The organism is Bradyrhizobium sp. BR13661 (genome assembly GCF_029892425.1).
Classification (GTDB): Bacteria; Pseudomonadota; Alphaproteobacteria; order Rhizobiales; family Xanthobacteraceae; genus Bradyrhizobium.
The window spans coordinates 16,783-31,170 of sequence record NZ_JARXWB010000024.1 but is presented as its reverse complement, the minus strand read 5'-3'; the positions used below and the strand labels follow the sequence as shown (position 1 = coordinate 31,170).

The 14,388-nt window shown below is 61.1% G+C and carries 12 protein-coding genes; 11 read left to right on the top strand and 1 reads right to left on the bottom strand.

Annotation, left to right across the window (positions count from 1 at the left end; translation table 11 throughout):
* Positions 1–10 precede the first annotated feature (10 nt).
* The 4 genes from M2427_RS30335 to M2427_RS30320 are packed head-to-tail and all read left to right on the top strand — an operon-like array spanning position 11 to position 3,321.
* The gene (locus M2427_RS30335) at positions 11–484 is read left to right on the top strand and encodes a hypothetical protein (protein WP_280710556.1); all 474 of its coding nucleotides are present in this window, start codon (positions 11–13) and stop codon (positions 482–484) included.
* Between the two features lie 30 nt (positions 485–514).
* A complete protein-coding gene (locus tag M2427_RS30330) occupies positions 515–1,372 on the top strand; it encodes a hypothetical protein (protein WP_280710555.1) in 858 nt (285 codons plus the stop codon).
* Positions 1,373–1,376: 4 nt separating this feature from the next.
* The gene (locus tag M2427_RS30325) at positions 1,377–2,276 is read left to right on the top strand and encodes a cation diffusion facilitator family transporter (RefSeq protein WP_280710554.1); all 900 of its coding nucleotides are present in this window, start codon (positions 1,377–1,379) and stop codon (positions 2,274–2,276) included.
* Positions 2,269–3,321, top strand: a complete 1,053-nt coding sequence (locus M2427_RS30320) for a cation diffusion facilitator family transporter (RefSeq protein ID WP_280710553.1) — start codon at positions 2,269–2,271, stop codon at positions 3,319–3,321. The genes M2427_RS30325 and M2427_RS30320 overlap by 8 nt, the downstream gene beginning before the upstream one ends.
* A gap of 157 nt (positions 3,322–3,478) precedes the next feature.
* Here the strand turns inward: M2427_RS30320 and M2427_RS30315 are convergent, their stop codons facing one another.
* Positions 3,479–3,937 carry a carbohydrate porin gene (locus M2427_RS30315; protein WP_280710552.1) on the bottom strand — a complete coding sequence of 153 codons (459 nt, stop codon included), beginning with the start codon at positions 3,935–3,937 and terminating at the stop codon, positions 3,479–3,481.
* 461 nt (positions 3,938–4,398) lie between these two features.
* Between M2427_RS30315 and M2427_RS30310 the strand changes: the two genes are divergently transcribed.
* The 7 genes from M2427_RS30310 to M2427_RS30280 all read left to right on the top strand — a co-directional run bounded on the left by M2427_RS30310 (position 4,399) and on the right by M2427_RS30280 (position 14,300).
* Positions 4,399–5,061 (top strand): response regulator transcription factor, encoded by a 663-nt coding sequence (locus M2427_RS30310; protein ID WP_280710551.1) that lies wholly within the window; start codon positions 4,399–4,401, stop codon positions 5,059–5,061.
* Positions 5,061–6,488 (top strand): sensor histidine kinase, encoded by a 1,428-nt coding sequence (locus tag M2427_RS30305; RefSeq protein WP_280710550.1) that lies wholly within the window; start codon positions 5,061–5,063, stop codon positions 6,486–6,488. Before M2427_RS30310 ends, M2427_RS30305 begins: the two co-directional genes overlap by 1 nt.
* Positions 6,489–6,641: 153 nt before the next feature.
* Complete coding sequence (locus M2427_RS30300; RefSeq protein WP_280710549.1) at positions 6,642–7,721, top strand: ABC transporter substrate-binding protein; 1,080 nt, start codon at positions 6,642–6,644, stop codon at positions 7,719–7,721.
* Positions 7,722–7,862: 141 nt separating this feature from the next.
* Positions 7,863–8,960, top strand: a complete 1,098-nt coding sequence (locus tag M2427_RS30295) for an ABC transporter substrate-binding protein (RefSeq protein ID WP_280710548.1) — start codon at positions 7,863–7,865, stop codon at positions 8,958–8,960.
* Positions 8,961–9,036: 76 nt separating this feature from the next.
* Entirely contained in the window at positions 9,037–10,413 is a 1,377-nt protein-coding gene (locus M2427_RS30290; protein WP_280710547.1) for a 2-hydroxycarboxylate transporter family protein, read from the top strand.
* Between the two features lie 101 nt (positions 10,414–10,514).
* On the top strand, positions 10,515–13,229 hold the full coding sequence (acnA, locus tag M2427_RS30285; RefSeq protein ID WP_280710546.1) for an aconitate hydratase AcnA: 2,715 nt from the start codon (positions 10,515–10,517) through the stop codon (positions 13,227–13,229).
* Between the two features lie 33 nt (positions 13,230–13,262).
* The gene (locus M2427_RS30280) at positions 13,263–14,300 is read left to right on the top strand and encodes an isocitrate/isopropylmalate family dehydrogenase (RefSeq protein ID WP_280710545.1); all 1,038 of its coding nucleotides are present in this window, start codon (positions 13,263–13,265) and stop codon (positions 14,298–14,300) included.
* Positions 14,301–14,388 lie beyond the last annotated feature (88 nt).

Genomic DNA, 14,388 nt, shown 5'->3' with positions numbered 1-14,388 from the left:
GGAGGATCTCATGTTGCGTTTCGTCATAGCATTGATGATTTGCCTTACGACCTCCGGCGCGATGGCGCGTGCTTCCGGGCAGGCCGAGGGGAGGTTGGTCCCTTTGTCTTCCGGCCAGTACAGCCGGTTGTCTCCCGCTATCCGTTCCGCCCTGGAGGTGGCGAAGCGCTCATGCGGGGATGAGTACATCACCGTGCGCAACGGGTTCCTGCGGTATCTGCAGGGAGGGACGGGAGAAGAATTCACCGCAGTGCACTTCGACCAGATCGGTTGCGGGAACAGAGCGAAAGTCTGTACCTCGAGCGGATGTCTCCACCGCGTTTTCTTTTCCAGAGCGGGGTTACAACGGGAGGTTTGGCGGGGAAATGTTTTTGAAATCGACATGTCGATCGTCTCCGGCGTCCCCTCAATCGAAGTTCATTGCGGTGGATACGACCATAGCTGCTGCAGACGATTGATCTGGAACGGGAGTCGGTTTCGTTGAAGCCCGTATGGAAAAGTGGATCATAAAGCAATGACGTCATCGATCATCGCGCACCTTCACTTCGGGGGCGCGGACCTCAGCTTTCGCAAGAAATTCCGGTTATTCTTCACGGTGGCCGTGGTCGTTCTGGCGCTCGGCTGCGTCAAGGTGGCCGTGCATTACTACGGCCTCGAAATCCTCGAACTCAACAGCCTGCTGACCAGCGGCATCGGCGGCGCGATCTTCATCATCGGTTTCCTGCTTTCGAGCGTGCTCGCCGATTATAAGGAGGCAGAGCGTATCCCGGCGGACATCCGCACCTCGATCGAGGCTATCGACGGCGACCTGGAGTCCTTCGCGTCGATCAACGCCGAGTTCGATCTGGCCGGATGCCGGCGGATATTGCTGGCGACGATCGACAAGCTGCGGTCCGGTCTGGGCCATGCACGAGACCACAAGGATATCCCTCCCGTCCTCGCCGAGATCGGCAAGCTAACTCCGATCTTCGGCCAGCTCGAAAGGATGGGAATGACGGCCAATTTCGTCGTCCGCCTGCGCACGACGCAGGACGTGCTGCGCAGGTCGATGCTGCGCATCTACCAGATCCAGCGGATCGAATTCGTGCCGTCGGTACACGTTCTGGTCCAGACACTGGTGTTCTCGATCGTCGCCATGATGCTTTTCCTGAAGACGGAAGGCGATCCGGCATCGGCCATCCTGTTCGGATTCATTTCGTACATGTTCGTCTACGCGCTCTACCTCGTCCGCCTGCTCGAGCAACCCTTCGCCAAGGGGCACGGGTCGGTGGACGACGTCAGTTTCTTCTTGCTGGACGAGCTCGAGGCGGGCTTGCGCCGGTCGATCAGCGAGCAGGCTTCGTCGCAATCAGTCTCAAACCCGGGGAGTTGAAGATATGCACGGTGGAGGTGCCGCCGGAACCGCGGCCGCGCAGCACGCGGGAAGGCTGGCGTGGGCGCTCGGCCTGACGGCGACGTACATGGTGGCGGAGGTCATCGGCGGTCTGATCACAGGCAGCCTGGCTCTGTTGGCGGACGCGGCCCACATGATGACCGATGTCGCCGGGTTGGCGCTCGCGCTGCTCGCAATCCGTTTCGCGGAGCGCGAAGCGACACCGCAGCGGACGTACGGCTATCTGCGGATGGAGGTGTTGTCCGCGCTCACCAACGCGGTCGTGCTGCTGCTGCTGACGGTCTACATCCTTTACGAAGCGTACCAACGGTTCCAGGCGCCACCCGAGATCCAGAGCGGGCCGATGCTTGTCGTCGCGGCGATCGGACTCGTCGTCAATCTGATCAGCATGCGGCTGCTGGCTGGTGGATCTTCCGAAAGCCTCAACGTCAAGGGCGCCTATTTCGAGGTGCTGAGCGACATGCTCGGCTCGATCGGCGTCATCGTCGCTGCCCTACTCATGATGTGGAAAGGCTGGGCGCTCGCCGATCCGATCATCGGTGCCGGCATCGGACTGTTCATCGTGCCGAGGACATGGACGCTGCTGAAGCAGGTCACGCACATTCTCATGGAGGGTACGCCGCCGAACGTCGACATGAGTTTGCTCGAGAAGAAGCTCGCCGAAATTCCCGGCGTGACCGCCGTTCACGACCTGCATGTCTGGACCGTCACGTCCGGCTTCGACGCCATGAGCGGCCATCTCGTCGTCGCCGACCTGTCGTCCGGACGCGAGGCGCTGCGGCAGGCGCGCCGCGTCCTGAAGGACGATTTCGGCATCGACCACGTCACCGTCCAAATCGACGACGAAGCCACTAGAGCCGAGGAGGCCGTGCTGCATGTCTGACGCAGAAAAACGGGGCGGGCAAGACGATCATGACCATGATCATGCACATCGGCATGATGATCATGCTGATCATGGTGGTGGAGGAGGGGACGCCCGCGTGCCGGACCGGCATGCCGCCGACGATCATGATCACCGGCATGACCATGGTGGCGCTGGCCACGTCCATGCGCCGGCGAGCTTTGGCAAGGCCTTCGCGATCGGCATCACGCTGAACACGGGTCTCGTCGTTGCTGAGGCCGTCTACGGTTATATTGGGAACTCGACCGCGCTGATGGCCGACGCCGGACACAATCTGAGTGACGTTTTCGGACTGCTGGTCGCCTGGGCGGCGTCGATCGCCTCAAAGCGCGCGCCGAGCGGACGCTTCACCTACGGACTTCGCGGCTCATCGATCGTTGCGGCGTTGCTGAACGCGGTCTTCTTGCTGGTGGCCACCGGCGCGATCGGGTGGGAGTCGATCCAGCGGTTCCGGGATCCGGAACCGGTCGCCGGCGTCACCGTCATGGTGGTGGCGGCTATCGGCATCTTGGTCAACGGCGCGACCGCCTTGCTGTTTGCGAGGGGCCGCAAGGGCGACATAAATATTCAAGGCGCGTTCCTGCACATGGCGGGCGATGCCGCCGTGTCGTCTGGCGTCGTGATCTCGGCGGCCCTCATCCTCTGGACGGGGCGGCTTTGGTTGGATCCTGCCATGAGCCTGGTGATCTGCGCCGTCATTCTATGGAGCACATGGGGTTTGCTGCGGAGTTCGTTGGGCATGTCGTTGAGCGCAGCGCCCAGCGAGATCGACCTCGACGCCGTCCGGACGTTCCTTCTCGGCAGGCCAGGTGTAATCGAAATCCATGATCTTCACGTATGGCCGATCAGCACGACCGAAACCGCGATGACCTGCCATTTGGTGATCCCGTCGGGGCATCCCGGCGACGAATTCCTCATGGAATGTGCTCACCTGTTGCGGAAGTCCCACAAGATCGGCCACGCGACCCTGCAAATCGAGATCAGCGAGGGCAACGCCTGCTCGCTCGCTCCGGATAACGTGGTCTAGGTGGACGAAGGCGAAGAGGAAGGAATCGCACGTGCCAACAAGCTCAAGGCGGCGGTGGAAGCCAAGCTCGCCGCCGAGCGTGCCGACAGGGGGACGGCGGCCTGTCCGGCATGCGCACGGGACGGCGACTGGTACAGGGAGCCGGGTGGCTGGTCGTTCAGGTGCGATGATTGCGGGCTACGCGCAACTGGGCGCTTATCCCGCGGCTCCGCCAATTGAGCGGCTGACGCATCGTCGAAACTGCGCGCACAGCCGGGCGCCGAAAACCGAGACCGGGCAGCGGTCCCGATTGTAGGCGAGGCTCGTCATCAACTGATAGTTCAAGGTCGCGCGCCACACCGATATCGGAAAGCTGTAATAGCTGTCTAGGATCTTCTCCGGACCCGGGTTGGGCAGCCAGCCGTCGCCGACCCGTATGCCAAGCCTCCCGGCATCGAGATAGGACCGCCGCGTTGATGACGCCTGCCAGACCGAGAGTGTCGTTTGGTCTATTCCACGATGCACCCGAGAGCGAGAGTCCGGCGGCCGCCGTCGTGTCGATGTCCGTGAACTCATATGACTCGACGGAGCCGTCCGCGACGCCCGCGCGCGCAAAGATACCCAGATCGCGGGTCACCTCCTGTTCGAGATTGACGCTGACGCCCGCACACCTGCCGGACGGAGGCCGTGTCGGCAGGCCCGCCGATCGCCTGTGCCAGCGCCACGGCGTCGTCGAAGCGCCCCATGCGTCCGCGCGACAGAACGCCGGTCACCGCGATCTTGCCAGGCTTGCCCCAAATTTCGTGCCGATGTTCGATTTCCCAGACCCACTGGAAATTGCTCGAAGCGCGGATCGAGCTCCTGACTGTCGGGTACCTTGGGCAGATCAAAGGTCTTTGCGCTCGTGGTGTCCAGAGCCAATACTTCGTCGACCTCGCGGGATCCCGAGTAATACAGGTCGCGGCGAGCGATTTTTGTCAGCGCTTTTACCTCAGCATTCATGATATCGGAGCTGCTCCGATTTGATCTTTCAATAAAGCTCTTCTAGCGTGGGGGTGATGCAACCTCGCATGGCGGCGTAACGCGAAGGCTTGTTCGGTGAGAATTCTGATTGTCGAGGACGATGCCGCGATGGCGCGGGGCCTTGCCGAGCGGCTGAAGCTGTCCGGGTTCGCGGTCGATATTGAATCCGACGGCGCTTCGGCGGCGCAGACCGCGCTGCTCGAACCTTACAGCCTGATCATTCTGGACATCAACCTGCCGAACGTGTCGGGCTTCGAGGTGCTGCACAAGATACGGCAAGCCGGATCAGCCGTTCCGGTCATGATTCTGACCGCCCGTTATACGGTCGACGACAAGGTCAGCGGGCTCGATCTCGGCGCCGATGATTATCTCTCGAAACCCTTTGATATCTCTGAATTCGATGCCCGCGTCCGCGCGCTCGTGCGGCGAGGGCAGGGGTTGCCCAATCCGACCTTGGTCTGTGGCCCGCTGGCGTTCGACCGTGCCGCCGGCACGATCACGCTGAGCGGCCGGCCTCTCGAATTGCGACGGCGCGAATTTGCCGTGCTCGAAGTGCTGATGACCCGCGCCGGCAAGCTGGTGTCCAAGGACCGGTTGATCGCGGAGGTGTTCGGCTTCGACGAAGCGGTAGCGCCGAATGCAGCCGAACTCTATGTTGGCCGCGTTCGCCAAAAACTCGGTCCCGACGGGCCGCGTATCCGAACCGTTCGCGGCCTGGGCTATTTGTTGGAGGTATAGTGATCGCCACCTGGCGGCCGTCGTTGCGGCGGACCCTCCTTACCAATCTGGTGGCGCCCGCCATTGTGCTTGCGGTCGTGCTTGGAATTGGCGGCATGATGCTGATCCAGCGGGTGGTCGAGACCACCCATGATCGCCTGCTCGATGGATCGGTTCTCGCCATTGCCGAGCGTGTCGGCGTGGAGGACGGCGAACTGTCCGTCGACCTGCCGCAGGTTGCGCTGGGCATGCTGGAGAGCCAGTCGCACGACAGCATCTATTACAGCGTCACTTACCTTGGTGAGCTGATCACCGGGTACAAGGACCTTCCGCTGTCCGGGTTCGATCGATTGAAGGCCGGAGAAACCGGTCATCGCGATGGCGCCTACCGCGGCAAACCGGTTCGCATCGGGGCGCAGGCGCGGCAGGTTTACGGCAGGCCAGGGTTGGTCCTCGTTGCCGTCGCCGAAACCATACAAGCGCGCCGCGCCGTCGAACGCGAAATGCTGATCGGCCTTGCGGTGCTCGAAGCCGGATTGATCGGCCTCATTGCCTGCCTCGGCTGGTACGCGGTCGATCGCGGCCTCCGGCCGCTTGGCGAACTGAAGCGGGAAATCGATGCGCGCGGTGTTCACGGTGGTCCAAATCTCAGTCCGCTCGACCTATCCCGGGTGCCGCAGGAAGCCCTGGCGCCGGCGCTTGCCGTAAACTCGCTGCTGCAACGGCTGGATCTGGCCATTGAACTGGTGCGCCGATTCACCGCCGATGCCTCGCACCAGATGCGAACGCCCCTGGCGATATTGCGGACGCATCTCGATCTGGTGCGACGCCTGGGATCGGAGACCCCTGCGGGCCAATCCGCCCTTAACGAAGTGGACAATGCGATCAACCGCCTTGAAAGGCTTCTCAGGCAACTGGTTACGCTGGCTCGGGCCGATGAACAAAGCATTGCGCAACCGGTCGTCGAAAACGCCGACCTCAATGAGATCGCCTTCAACGTCCTGTCGGAGCGTGCGCCACAGGCCATCGCACGGGATATCGATATACAATTCGATCGATTTGACGGACGCGCGATGATCGCCGGGAACAGCCTCCTGATTGGCGAGTTACTGGCAAATCTCACCGACAATGCCATCCGCTATAACCGCGCCGGCGGGACGGTCCTGGTTCGCACGGTCGTCGACGCAACCGCCGCACGCATCGAAGTTGAGGATACCGGTCCGGGGATTCCGGAGATCCATCTGGCCCGCGTCTTCGAGCGTTTTTATCGGATTCCCATGGCGAACGGGCCTGAAGGCAGCGGCCTCGGACTGGCCATTGTGAAGGCGCTGTCGGACCGTCTCGGAGCTCAAATTGCGCTTTCGCCTGGCTCCGAAGGCCAAGGCCTTCGGGTTTCCGTGAGCTTTCCCCTTGCAACGCGCGACCACGAAGGTGGCAGTAGAAACTGAAATATATTGCCGCCAGACACTGGATGCCGGACACCACATTGCCTCAGGTTGCCGTCACAAAAGGGAAGCGCGACAGGAGGGTGACAGGTTCGTAGCCTACGATCCCGAATAACAAGAACGCGCAAAGCGGTTCATTGGTGGGGACGCGTTACGATGAAGGCTGCTAACGCCATGGTCTTGTGCGTTGGAATCTTGCTTGCTGCGCCGACTGGCGCTCAGCAAATGCAGGATGTTGCCCCAGCCAAGGGCCCGCTGGCGGCTATCGCCGAAAACAGGGACAAACTCCACATCGTTTCGACGACCGAAGCGTCTGAAGTGTCCGACCTGCTGGCGGATTTTCGTGCGCTTTATCCGCGTCTTGAGACCGTCTATTCAAAGGCAAATTCGTACGACATCTACAATCGCATTGTAGAATCCCCGCCCTCCAGCGAGGGGTCCGGCGACGTCATCTGGAGTTCAGCGATGGACTTGCAGATCAAGCTCGTCAACGACGGTTACGCCCAGCCCTATGTATCAAAAGAAATTACCCATATCCCGGACTGGGCGGTCTGGAAGAACGAAGCCTACGCGATCACCGCGGAACCGATCGTCATCGTTTACAACAAGAACCTCGTTGCGGAGTCCGACGTACCCAAAACCCGCTCGGATTTGACAAGTCTTCTAAGCAAAAAGCCGGACGCCTATAGAGGAAAGATCGCGTCTTACGATCCGGAGCAAAGTGGCGCCGGGTTCCTGTTCATCACACGCGATTCCCGGATCACCAAGACGACATGGGAGATGGTTCGCGCGTTTGGCGGCGCCGGCATCAAGCTCTATTCAACAACCGGAACGGTGCTTGATCGCATCTCATCCGGCGAGCATCTGATCGCCTACAATGTGATCGGGTCCTATGCGATCGAGCGGGCCAAGGAAGATACGTCGATCGGTGTGGTCTTTCCTGCCGATTACATCACCTTGATGTCGCGCATTGCTTTCATACCAGTCACCGCACGGCATCCGGAATCCGCCAAACTGTTTCTCGATTACCTGCTCTCGGAACGCGGCCAGAAATTTCTCCTGGCGCGATCTATTGGTTCCGTCCGCCTCGGCATCGGTGCGGGCGGCGTCATACCGGCGGAGCGCAGTGACGCAATAAAGCCGATCCATATCGGGCCAGAGTTGCTGACCTATCTCGACCAGTCGAAACGGGCAAGTTTTCTAAAGGAGTGGCGTCGCGCACTTCAGGACAGGTGACGCGCAAGCGGCGTACCGCGTAGCAGATATCAAGAAAAGAAAAACATTCGTAGAAAGTTGGGAGGGTGGCATGCAAGCAATTGAGCAGGCTCGGGCTGTCGACGCGTCGGCAGCCGGCAACGCAGACGGCAGAAGCGCGTCGTGAACTGCGATCGCCGCACATTTGCGACAGGTCTCACCAGTGCGGCCCTGTGCGCGGCCTTCCCGCGGGCGGGCCGTGCCCAGCAGCTAGAAAAGCCGTCACTGCGGCTTGGCGTGGCCAACAAGTCGCACCTTTACTATCTGCCCGTCACGCTGGCCGAGCGCCGCGGCTACTTCAAGGATTACGGGCTCAACGTCTCGATCGTCGACTTCGAAGGAGGGTCGCAAACGCTCGAGGCGCTGCGCGGCGGCTCGGTCGATCTCGCAACCGGCGCCTATGAACACGTTCTGCACAGTCAGGCCAAAGGCCAGGATATCCGCGCGCTGATCGAGCTCGGCCGGTTCCCGGGTATCGTGCTCGCGGTCCGCAAGGACCGGCCCTACAAGTCGGCCGCCGATCTCAAGGGCATGAAGATCGGCGTGACGGCCCCCGGTTCTTCGTCGCACTTCTTCGTTTTGTACTTGATGGCAAAGGCCGGGTTGCAGCCGGCGGACGCGACGCTGGTCGGCGTGGGTGGCGGCGCGGCAGCGGTCGAGGCAATGAAGAACGGCAGCATCGATGCAGTGGCGAACTTCGATCCGGTGATCACTCGGCTCGAGCAGGACGGCATCATTCGCATCGTGACCGATACCCGCTTTCCGCGGGTAAATTACGAGATCTTCGGCGGCACCAACCCGGCCGCCGTGCTGTACGGCAAGCAGGCTTTCATCGCCGCCAATCCGAACACCATGCAGGCGCTGGTGACGGCGTTCTACAAAACGCTGAAATGGATCGCGACCGCAACGACCGATGAGGTCGTGGACACGATGCCATCGGATTACTTCCTCGGCGACCGCGACATCTACGTGAAATCTCTTCGGTCGAACTTGCTGATCTATTCGAAGACCGGCGTGATCACGCCCCAGGGCATGAACAGTGCGCTGAACATGCTGGCCACGTTCGATCCGGAGTTGAAGGGGGCCAAGATCGATCTGGCGAAGACATTCGACGATCGGTTCGTGAAACGGGCAACCGTGCTGTTCGACGATCCGAACAATGCGACCCTTGAGAATGACGACCGGCGGCCGGTGGTCGATCTCGGAATGACGCAGGACTGACGGAATACGGGCAAAGGCGCCGCAAGGCGGTCGCGACCAGGTGTCGTGAACCGAGGCGGCAGCAGGAGGATTGCAGATGAGTGACGTAGTTCCGACAGCACCCGAACTAACGAATATTTCGTCGGCTTCCGGCCGCGGCGCCGAACCCTGGTGGCCACGTGGCTGGTGGAAGATCATGGACACACGGATCGGGATTATTCCGATCCCGGTGTTCGTGGTCCTGTTCGCGCTTCTGGTCGGGTTCACCTACACCGGCGACATCAAGGGCGAGGTCTCGATGATGATCGCCGTGCTGGTGATCGGCGGCTTCACCTGCGCCGAAGTCGGAAAACGCATTCCGGTGCTGCGCAGCATCGGCGCCGGGGCCATCTTTGCGACATTCATTCCCTCCGCGCTCACCTATTACAAGCTGATCCCGCCCCAGATCGAGAAATCGATCATCGAGTTCACCAAGTACACCAACTTCCTCTATCTCTTCATCGCCTGTATCATCGTCGGCAGCATCCTGGGAATGGATCGCAAGGTTCTGGTGCAGGGCTTCGTCAAGATATTCATTCCGCTCGCCATCGGCTCGATCGCGGCCGGCGCGGTCGGGACCTTGGTCGGGACCATGCTGGGTCTCGGCGCCCACCACACTTTCTTCTACGTCGTGCTTCCGATCATGGCCGGCGGTGTCGGCGAAGGCGCGATCCCGCTTTCGATCGGGTATTCGGAAATCCTGCATATACCACAGGGCGACGTATTCGCGCAGATCCTGCCGCCGATCATGCTCGGCAGCCTGACTGCGATCATCCTGTCCGGCATCCTGAACTTCGTCGGCAAGCGATACCCGCACCTGACGGGTGAGGGACGCCTTCAGCCCGACGAGCACGACGACATGGATCCGGCCAAGGAAGAGGTCGCTTCGGAAACCGGCGGTCCGATGGACGGGAGCACGGTCGCGGCGGCGGGACTGGCGGCCATCACACTGTATCTCCTGGGCGTGATGTGCCACCGCCTGTTCGGCCTGCCGGCGCCGGTGGCGATGCTGTTCCTTGCGGTACTGGCGAAGCTCACGAGCGCGGTGTCGCCGCATCTGCAGCGGGGCGGGCTCGTGGTCTACAAGTTCTTTTCCACCGCGGTCACCTATCCGCTCCTGTTTGCCATCGGCGTCTCAATGACGCCGTGGGACAAGCTCGTCGCGGCATTCAACCTGCCGAACATGATCACGATCTTCAGCACCGTGTTCACGTTGATGTTGACCGGCGCGGTGGTCGGCCGGTTTCTCAACATGTACCCGATCGAGGCGGCGATCATTAACGCATGTCACAGCGGGCAGGGAGGTACCGGCGACGTCGCGATCCTGACCGCCGCCAACCGGATGCAGCTGATGCCGTTCGCCCAGATCGCAACGCGGATCGGTGGCGCGATCACGGTGACCCTGGTCCTGATCATCCTGTCGCGCATCTCTTAACGGCGAGAACCGAACTCGCCTTCAGTTTTTCATATCCGGGAATTGTTCAGCCTTGGCCGGGTTCACGGTGAGCCTGAGCCTCATGCGGAAGGAATATCGTCGTGACAGTAAAGTATCTCAACAGCTTCGACGCCCGCCAGACACTCTCGGTCGGTGCAAGGACTTACGCCTACTATTCGCTTCACGCAGCGGAAAAGAACGGGCTTCCCAGCGTTTCGCGGCTACCCTTTTCTCTGAAAGTCATCATCGAGAACATGCTGCGCAATGAAGACGGCCGCAGCACCAGCAAGGCTGACATCGAGGATGCGGCGCAGTGGGGCCAGCACAAGGGCTCTGCGGAGAAGGAAATCGCCTTCCGGCCGGCCCGGGTGCTGATGCAGGATTTTACCGGCGTCCCGGCCGTCGTCGATCTCGCCGCAATGCGGGACGCCATGAAAAATCTCGGCGGCGATCCGCAGAAGATCAATCCCCTCGTGCCGGTGGATCTAGTCATCGATCACTCCGTGATCGTCGACGCCTTCGGCAATGGTCAGGCGCTGGCCAAGAACGTCGAGCTTGAATACCAGCGCAACGGTGAGCGGTACCGGTTTCTGAAATGGGGGCAGGGCGCATTTTCGAACTTCCGGGTGGTCCCTCCCGGCACCGGCATCTGCCATCAGGTCAATCTCGAATTCCTGGCGCAGACGATCTGGACCGCTACGTCCGAAGGCGGAGGTGCCGAGCTGGCCTATCCCGATACACTCGTCGGCACCGATTCACACACCACGATGGTCAATGGCCTCGCCGTGCTGGGATGGGGCGTCGGCGGCATCGAGGCCGAGGCCGTCATGCTCGGCCAGCAAATCTCGATGCTGCTGCCGCAAGTCGTCGGCTTCAAGCTGACCGGCCGGCTCAAGGAAGGCGTCACCGCAACCGACCTCGTGCTGACCGTGACGCAGATGCTGCGCAAGCGGGGCGTGGTCGGAAAATTCGTCGAATTCTACGGTCCCGGACTTGACGACATGACCGTCGCTGACCGCGCCACCATTGCCAATATGGCGCCGGAGTATGGCGCGACGTGCGGCTTTTTCCCGATTGATCAAAGGACGATCGACTATCTGACGACCACAGGCCGTGATCCCGAGCGCGTCGCGCTCGTCAAGGCCTATGCCGAAGCCCAGGGCATGTGGCGCACCGCGGAAATGCCGGATCCGATTTTCACGGACTCCTTGCAGCTCGACATGACCGACGTCGTGCCGTCGCTGGCAGGACCGAAACGGCCGCAGGACCGCGTTACGCTCGACAGCGCGAAGAGCTCGTTCCTGAGCGCCATGGACACGGAGTTTCGTCAGGCCGCGCAGATCGGCAGCCGGCATCGCGTCGAAGGCGAGAGCTTCGACCTCGGCCATGGCGACGTCGTGATCGCGGCCATTACCTCGTGCACGAACACGTCGAACCCCGGCGTCATGCTGGCGGCGGGATTGCTTGCGCGTAATGCGGTTGCCAAGGGGTTGAGCACGAAACCATGGGTCAAGACTTCGCTCGCGCCGGGTTCGCAGATCGTCGAGGAGTATTTCAAGAAATCGGGTCTTCAGACCGATCTCGACAAACTCGGATTCAATGTCGTCGGCTTCGGCTGCACGACCTGCATTGGAAATTCCGGTCCGTTACAGGAGGCAATCTCGGAGACCATTTCGGGCAACAACCTCGTGGCGGTCGCGGTTCTCTCCGGCAATCGCAATTTCGAGGGGCGAGTCAATCCGGACGTGCGGGCGAACTATCTGGCCTCGCCGCCGCTCGTGGTCGCCTACGCGCTTGCCGGATCGATGGCGATTGATCTCGTAAACGAGCCGCTCGGACTGGGGAGCGAAGGAAAGCCGGTTTATCTCCGGGATATCTGGCCCTCGAGCAAGGAGGTTCAGGATTGCATCGACCGCACGATCGGCAGCGATCTGTTCAAGGCGCGCTATTCGGACGTCTTCAGCGGCGATACGAACTGGAAGAATATCGGCGTCACCAAAGGGCAAACCTACGAGTGGGATTCGGTTTCGACCTATGTTCAGAACCCGCCATATTTCGTCGGGATGACCAAGGAGCCGGTGCCTCCCACCGACGTCGTCAACGCGCGCATCCTTGGCATGTTCCTCGATTCGATCACCACGGACCACATTTCGCCTGCGGGATCGATCAAGGAAAGCAGCCCCGCCGGGCATTACCTGCGCGACCATCAGATCCGCGTCGTCGACTTCAATCAGTACGGCACCCGCCGCGGCAACCATCAAGTGATGATGCGGGGAACCTTCGCCAACATTCGCATCAAGAACCAGATGGTGAAGGACGAAGCCGGCAGCGTAGTTGAGGGTGGCTATGCCATTCACCAGCCGAGTGGCGAGCGGATGTCGATCTATGACGCTGCCATGCGCTACCAAGCCGACAAGGTCCCGCTGGTTGTTTTCGCCGGCAAGGAATACGGCACTGGGTCGTCGCGCGATTGGGCCGCCAAGGGCACCAACCTCCTCGGCATCCGGGCCGTCGTCGCCGAAAGTTTTGAGCGCATTCATCGTTCGAACCTGGTCGGCATGGGCGTGATGCCGCTGGTGTTCGAGGAGGGCACCTCCTGGCGGTCTCTCGGATTGAAGGGCGACGAGATCGTTACCCTGCGCGGGATCGAGAGCAGTCTGGTTCCTCGCCAGAAACTCGCGGTCGAGATTTGCGGACCCGATGGTGCGAGCAAGGCCGTCGTTCCGCTGACCTGCCGCATCGATACGCTGGATGAGCTGGAGTATTTCCGCAACGGCGGAATCCTCCAATACGTCCTGCGTCAGCTTGCGGGTTGACTATCATCCGATCATTTCATCGAGAGAGCATCCATGACCACTGACAAATCATCGCGAAAGCTGCCCGCAACGCTCATTCCAGGCGACGGTATCGGGCCGGAGATCGTGAAATCGGCCGTCGATATCCTCGAAGCGCTTGGCTCCCCGTTCGAATGGGAAATCCGCCAGGGCGGGTTGGCGGCCATTGAAGAAAGTCATGACCCGTTGCCGGAGACGACGCTCGAGAGCATCCGGCGCACGCGGCTTGCCTTGAAGGGTCCGTTGACGACGCCCGTCGGCGGCGGATTCCGCTCGATCAATGTTCGGTTGCGCGAGGAGTTCGGCCTTTACGCCAATGTGCGCCCGGTTCGGAGCATGGTTCCGGGCGGACGATTCGATGATATCGACATCGTGCTGGTGCGAGAGAATCTCGGCGGCCTTTACGTCGCCTTCGAACATTACATTCCGATCGGAGACGATCCTCACGCGGTCGCGATTTCGACCGGGGTCAACACCCGCGAGGGATCACGCAAGATCATCGAATTCGCGTTCGACTATGCGCTGAAGAACGGACGCAAGAAGGTGACGGTCGTGCACAAGGCCAACGTCCTGAAGGCGTTGACCGGCATATTTCTCGAGGTCGGCCACGAGATTGCGAAGAAATACGAGGGCAGGATCCAGATGGACGATCGCATCGTCGATGCGACCGCGATGCAACTCGTCATGAATCCCTGGCAGTTCGACGTCATCGTCACCACCAATTTGTTCGGTGACATCCTGTCCGATCAGCTCGCCGGACTGGTCGGCGGCCTCGGTATGGCTCCCGGCGCCAATATCGGACCGGATGCTGCGATCTTCGAAGCCGTGCACGGTTCGGCGCCTGACATCGCCGGCAAGGGAATCGCCAATCCGCTCGCTTTGCTGCTGGCGGTCGGGCTGATGCTGGAGCACATTGATCAGCCTGATCTCGCGAACCGTCTCAGAACTGCTATCGATCAGGTCCTGCGCAAGGATGGAGTCCGTACGCCGGATCTGGGCGGCAAGGCGTCCACCAGCGACTTCACCCAAAGCATCATCCGGCGATTGGGATAGCTAGGATTGCGAAATCCATTCGAGCTTGGGGCGCGATTGGTGTCGCCTCGAAGTACAATTGACCTACTACGCTGAACTGCAAGATCAG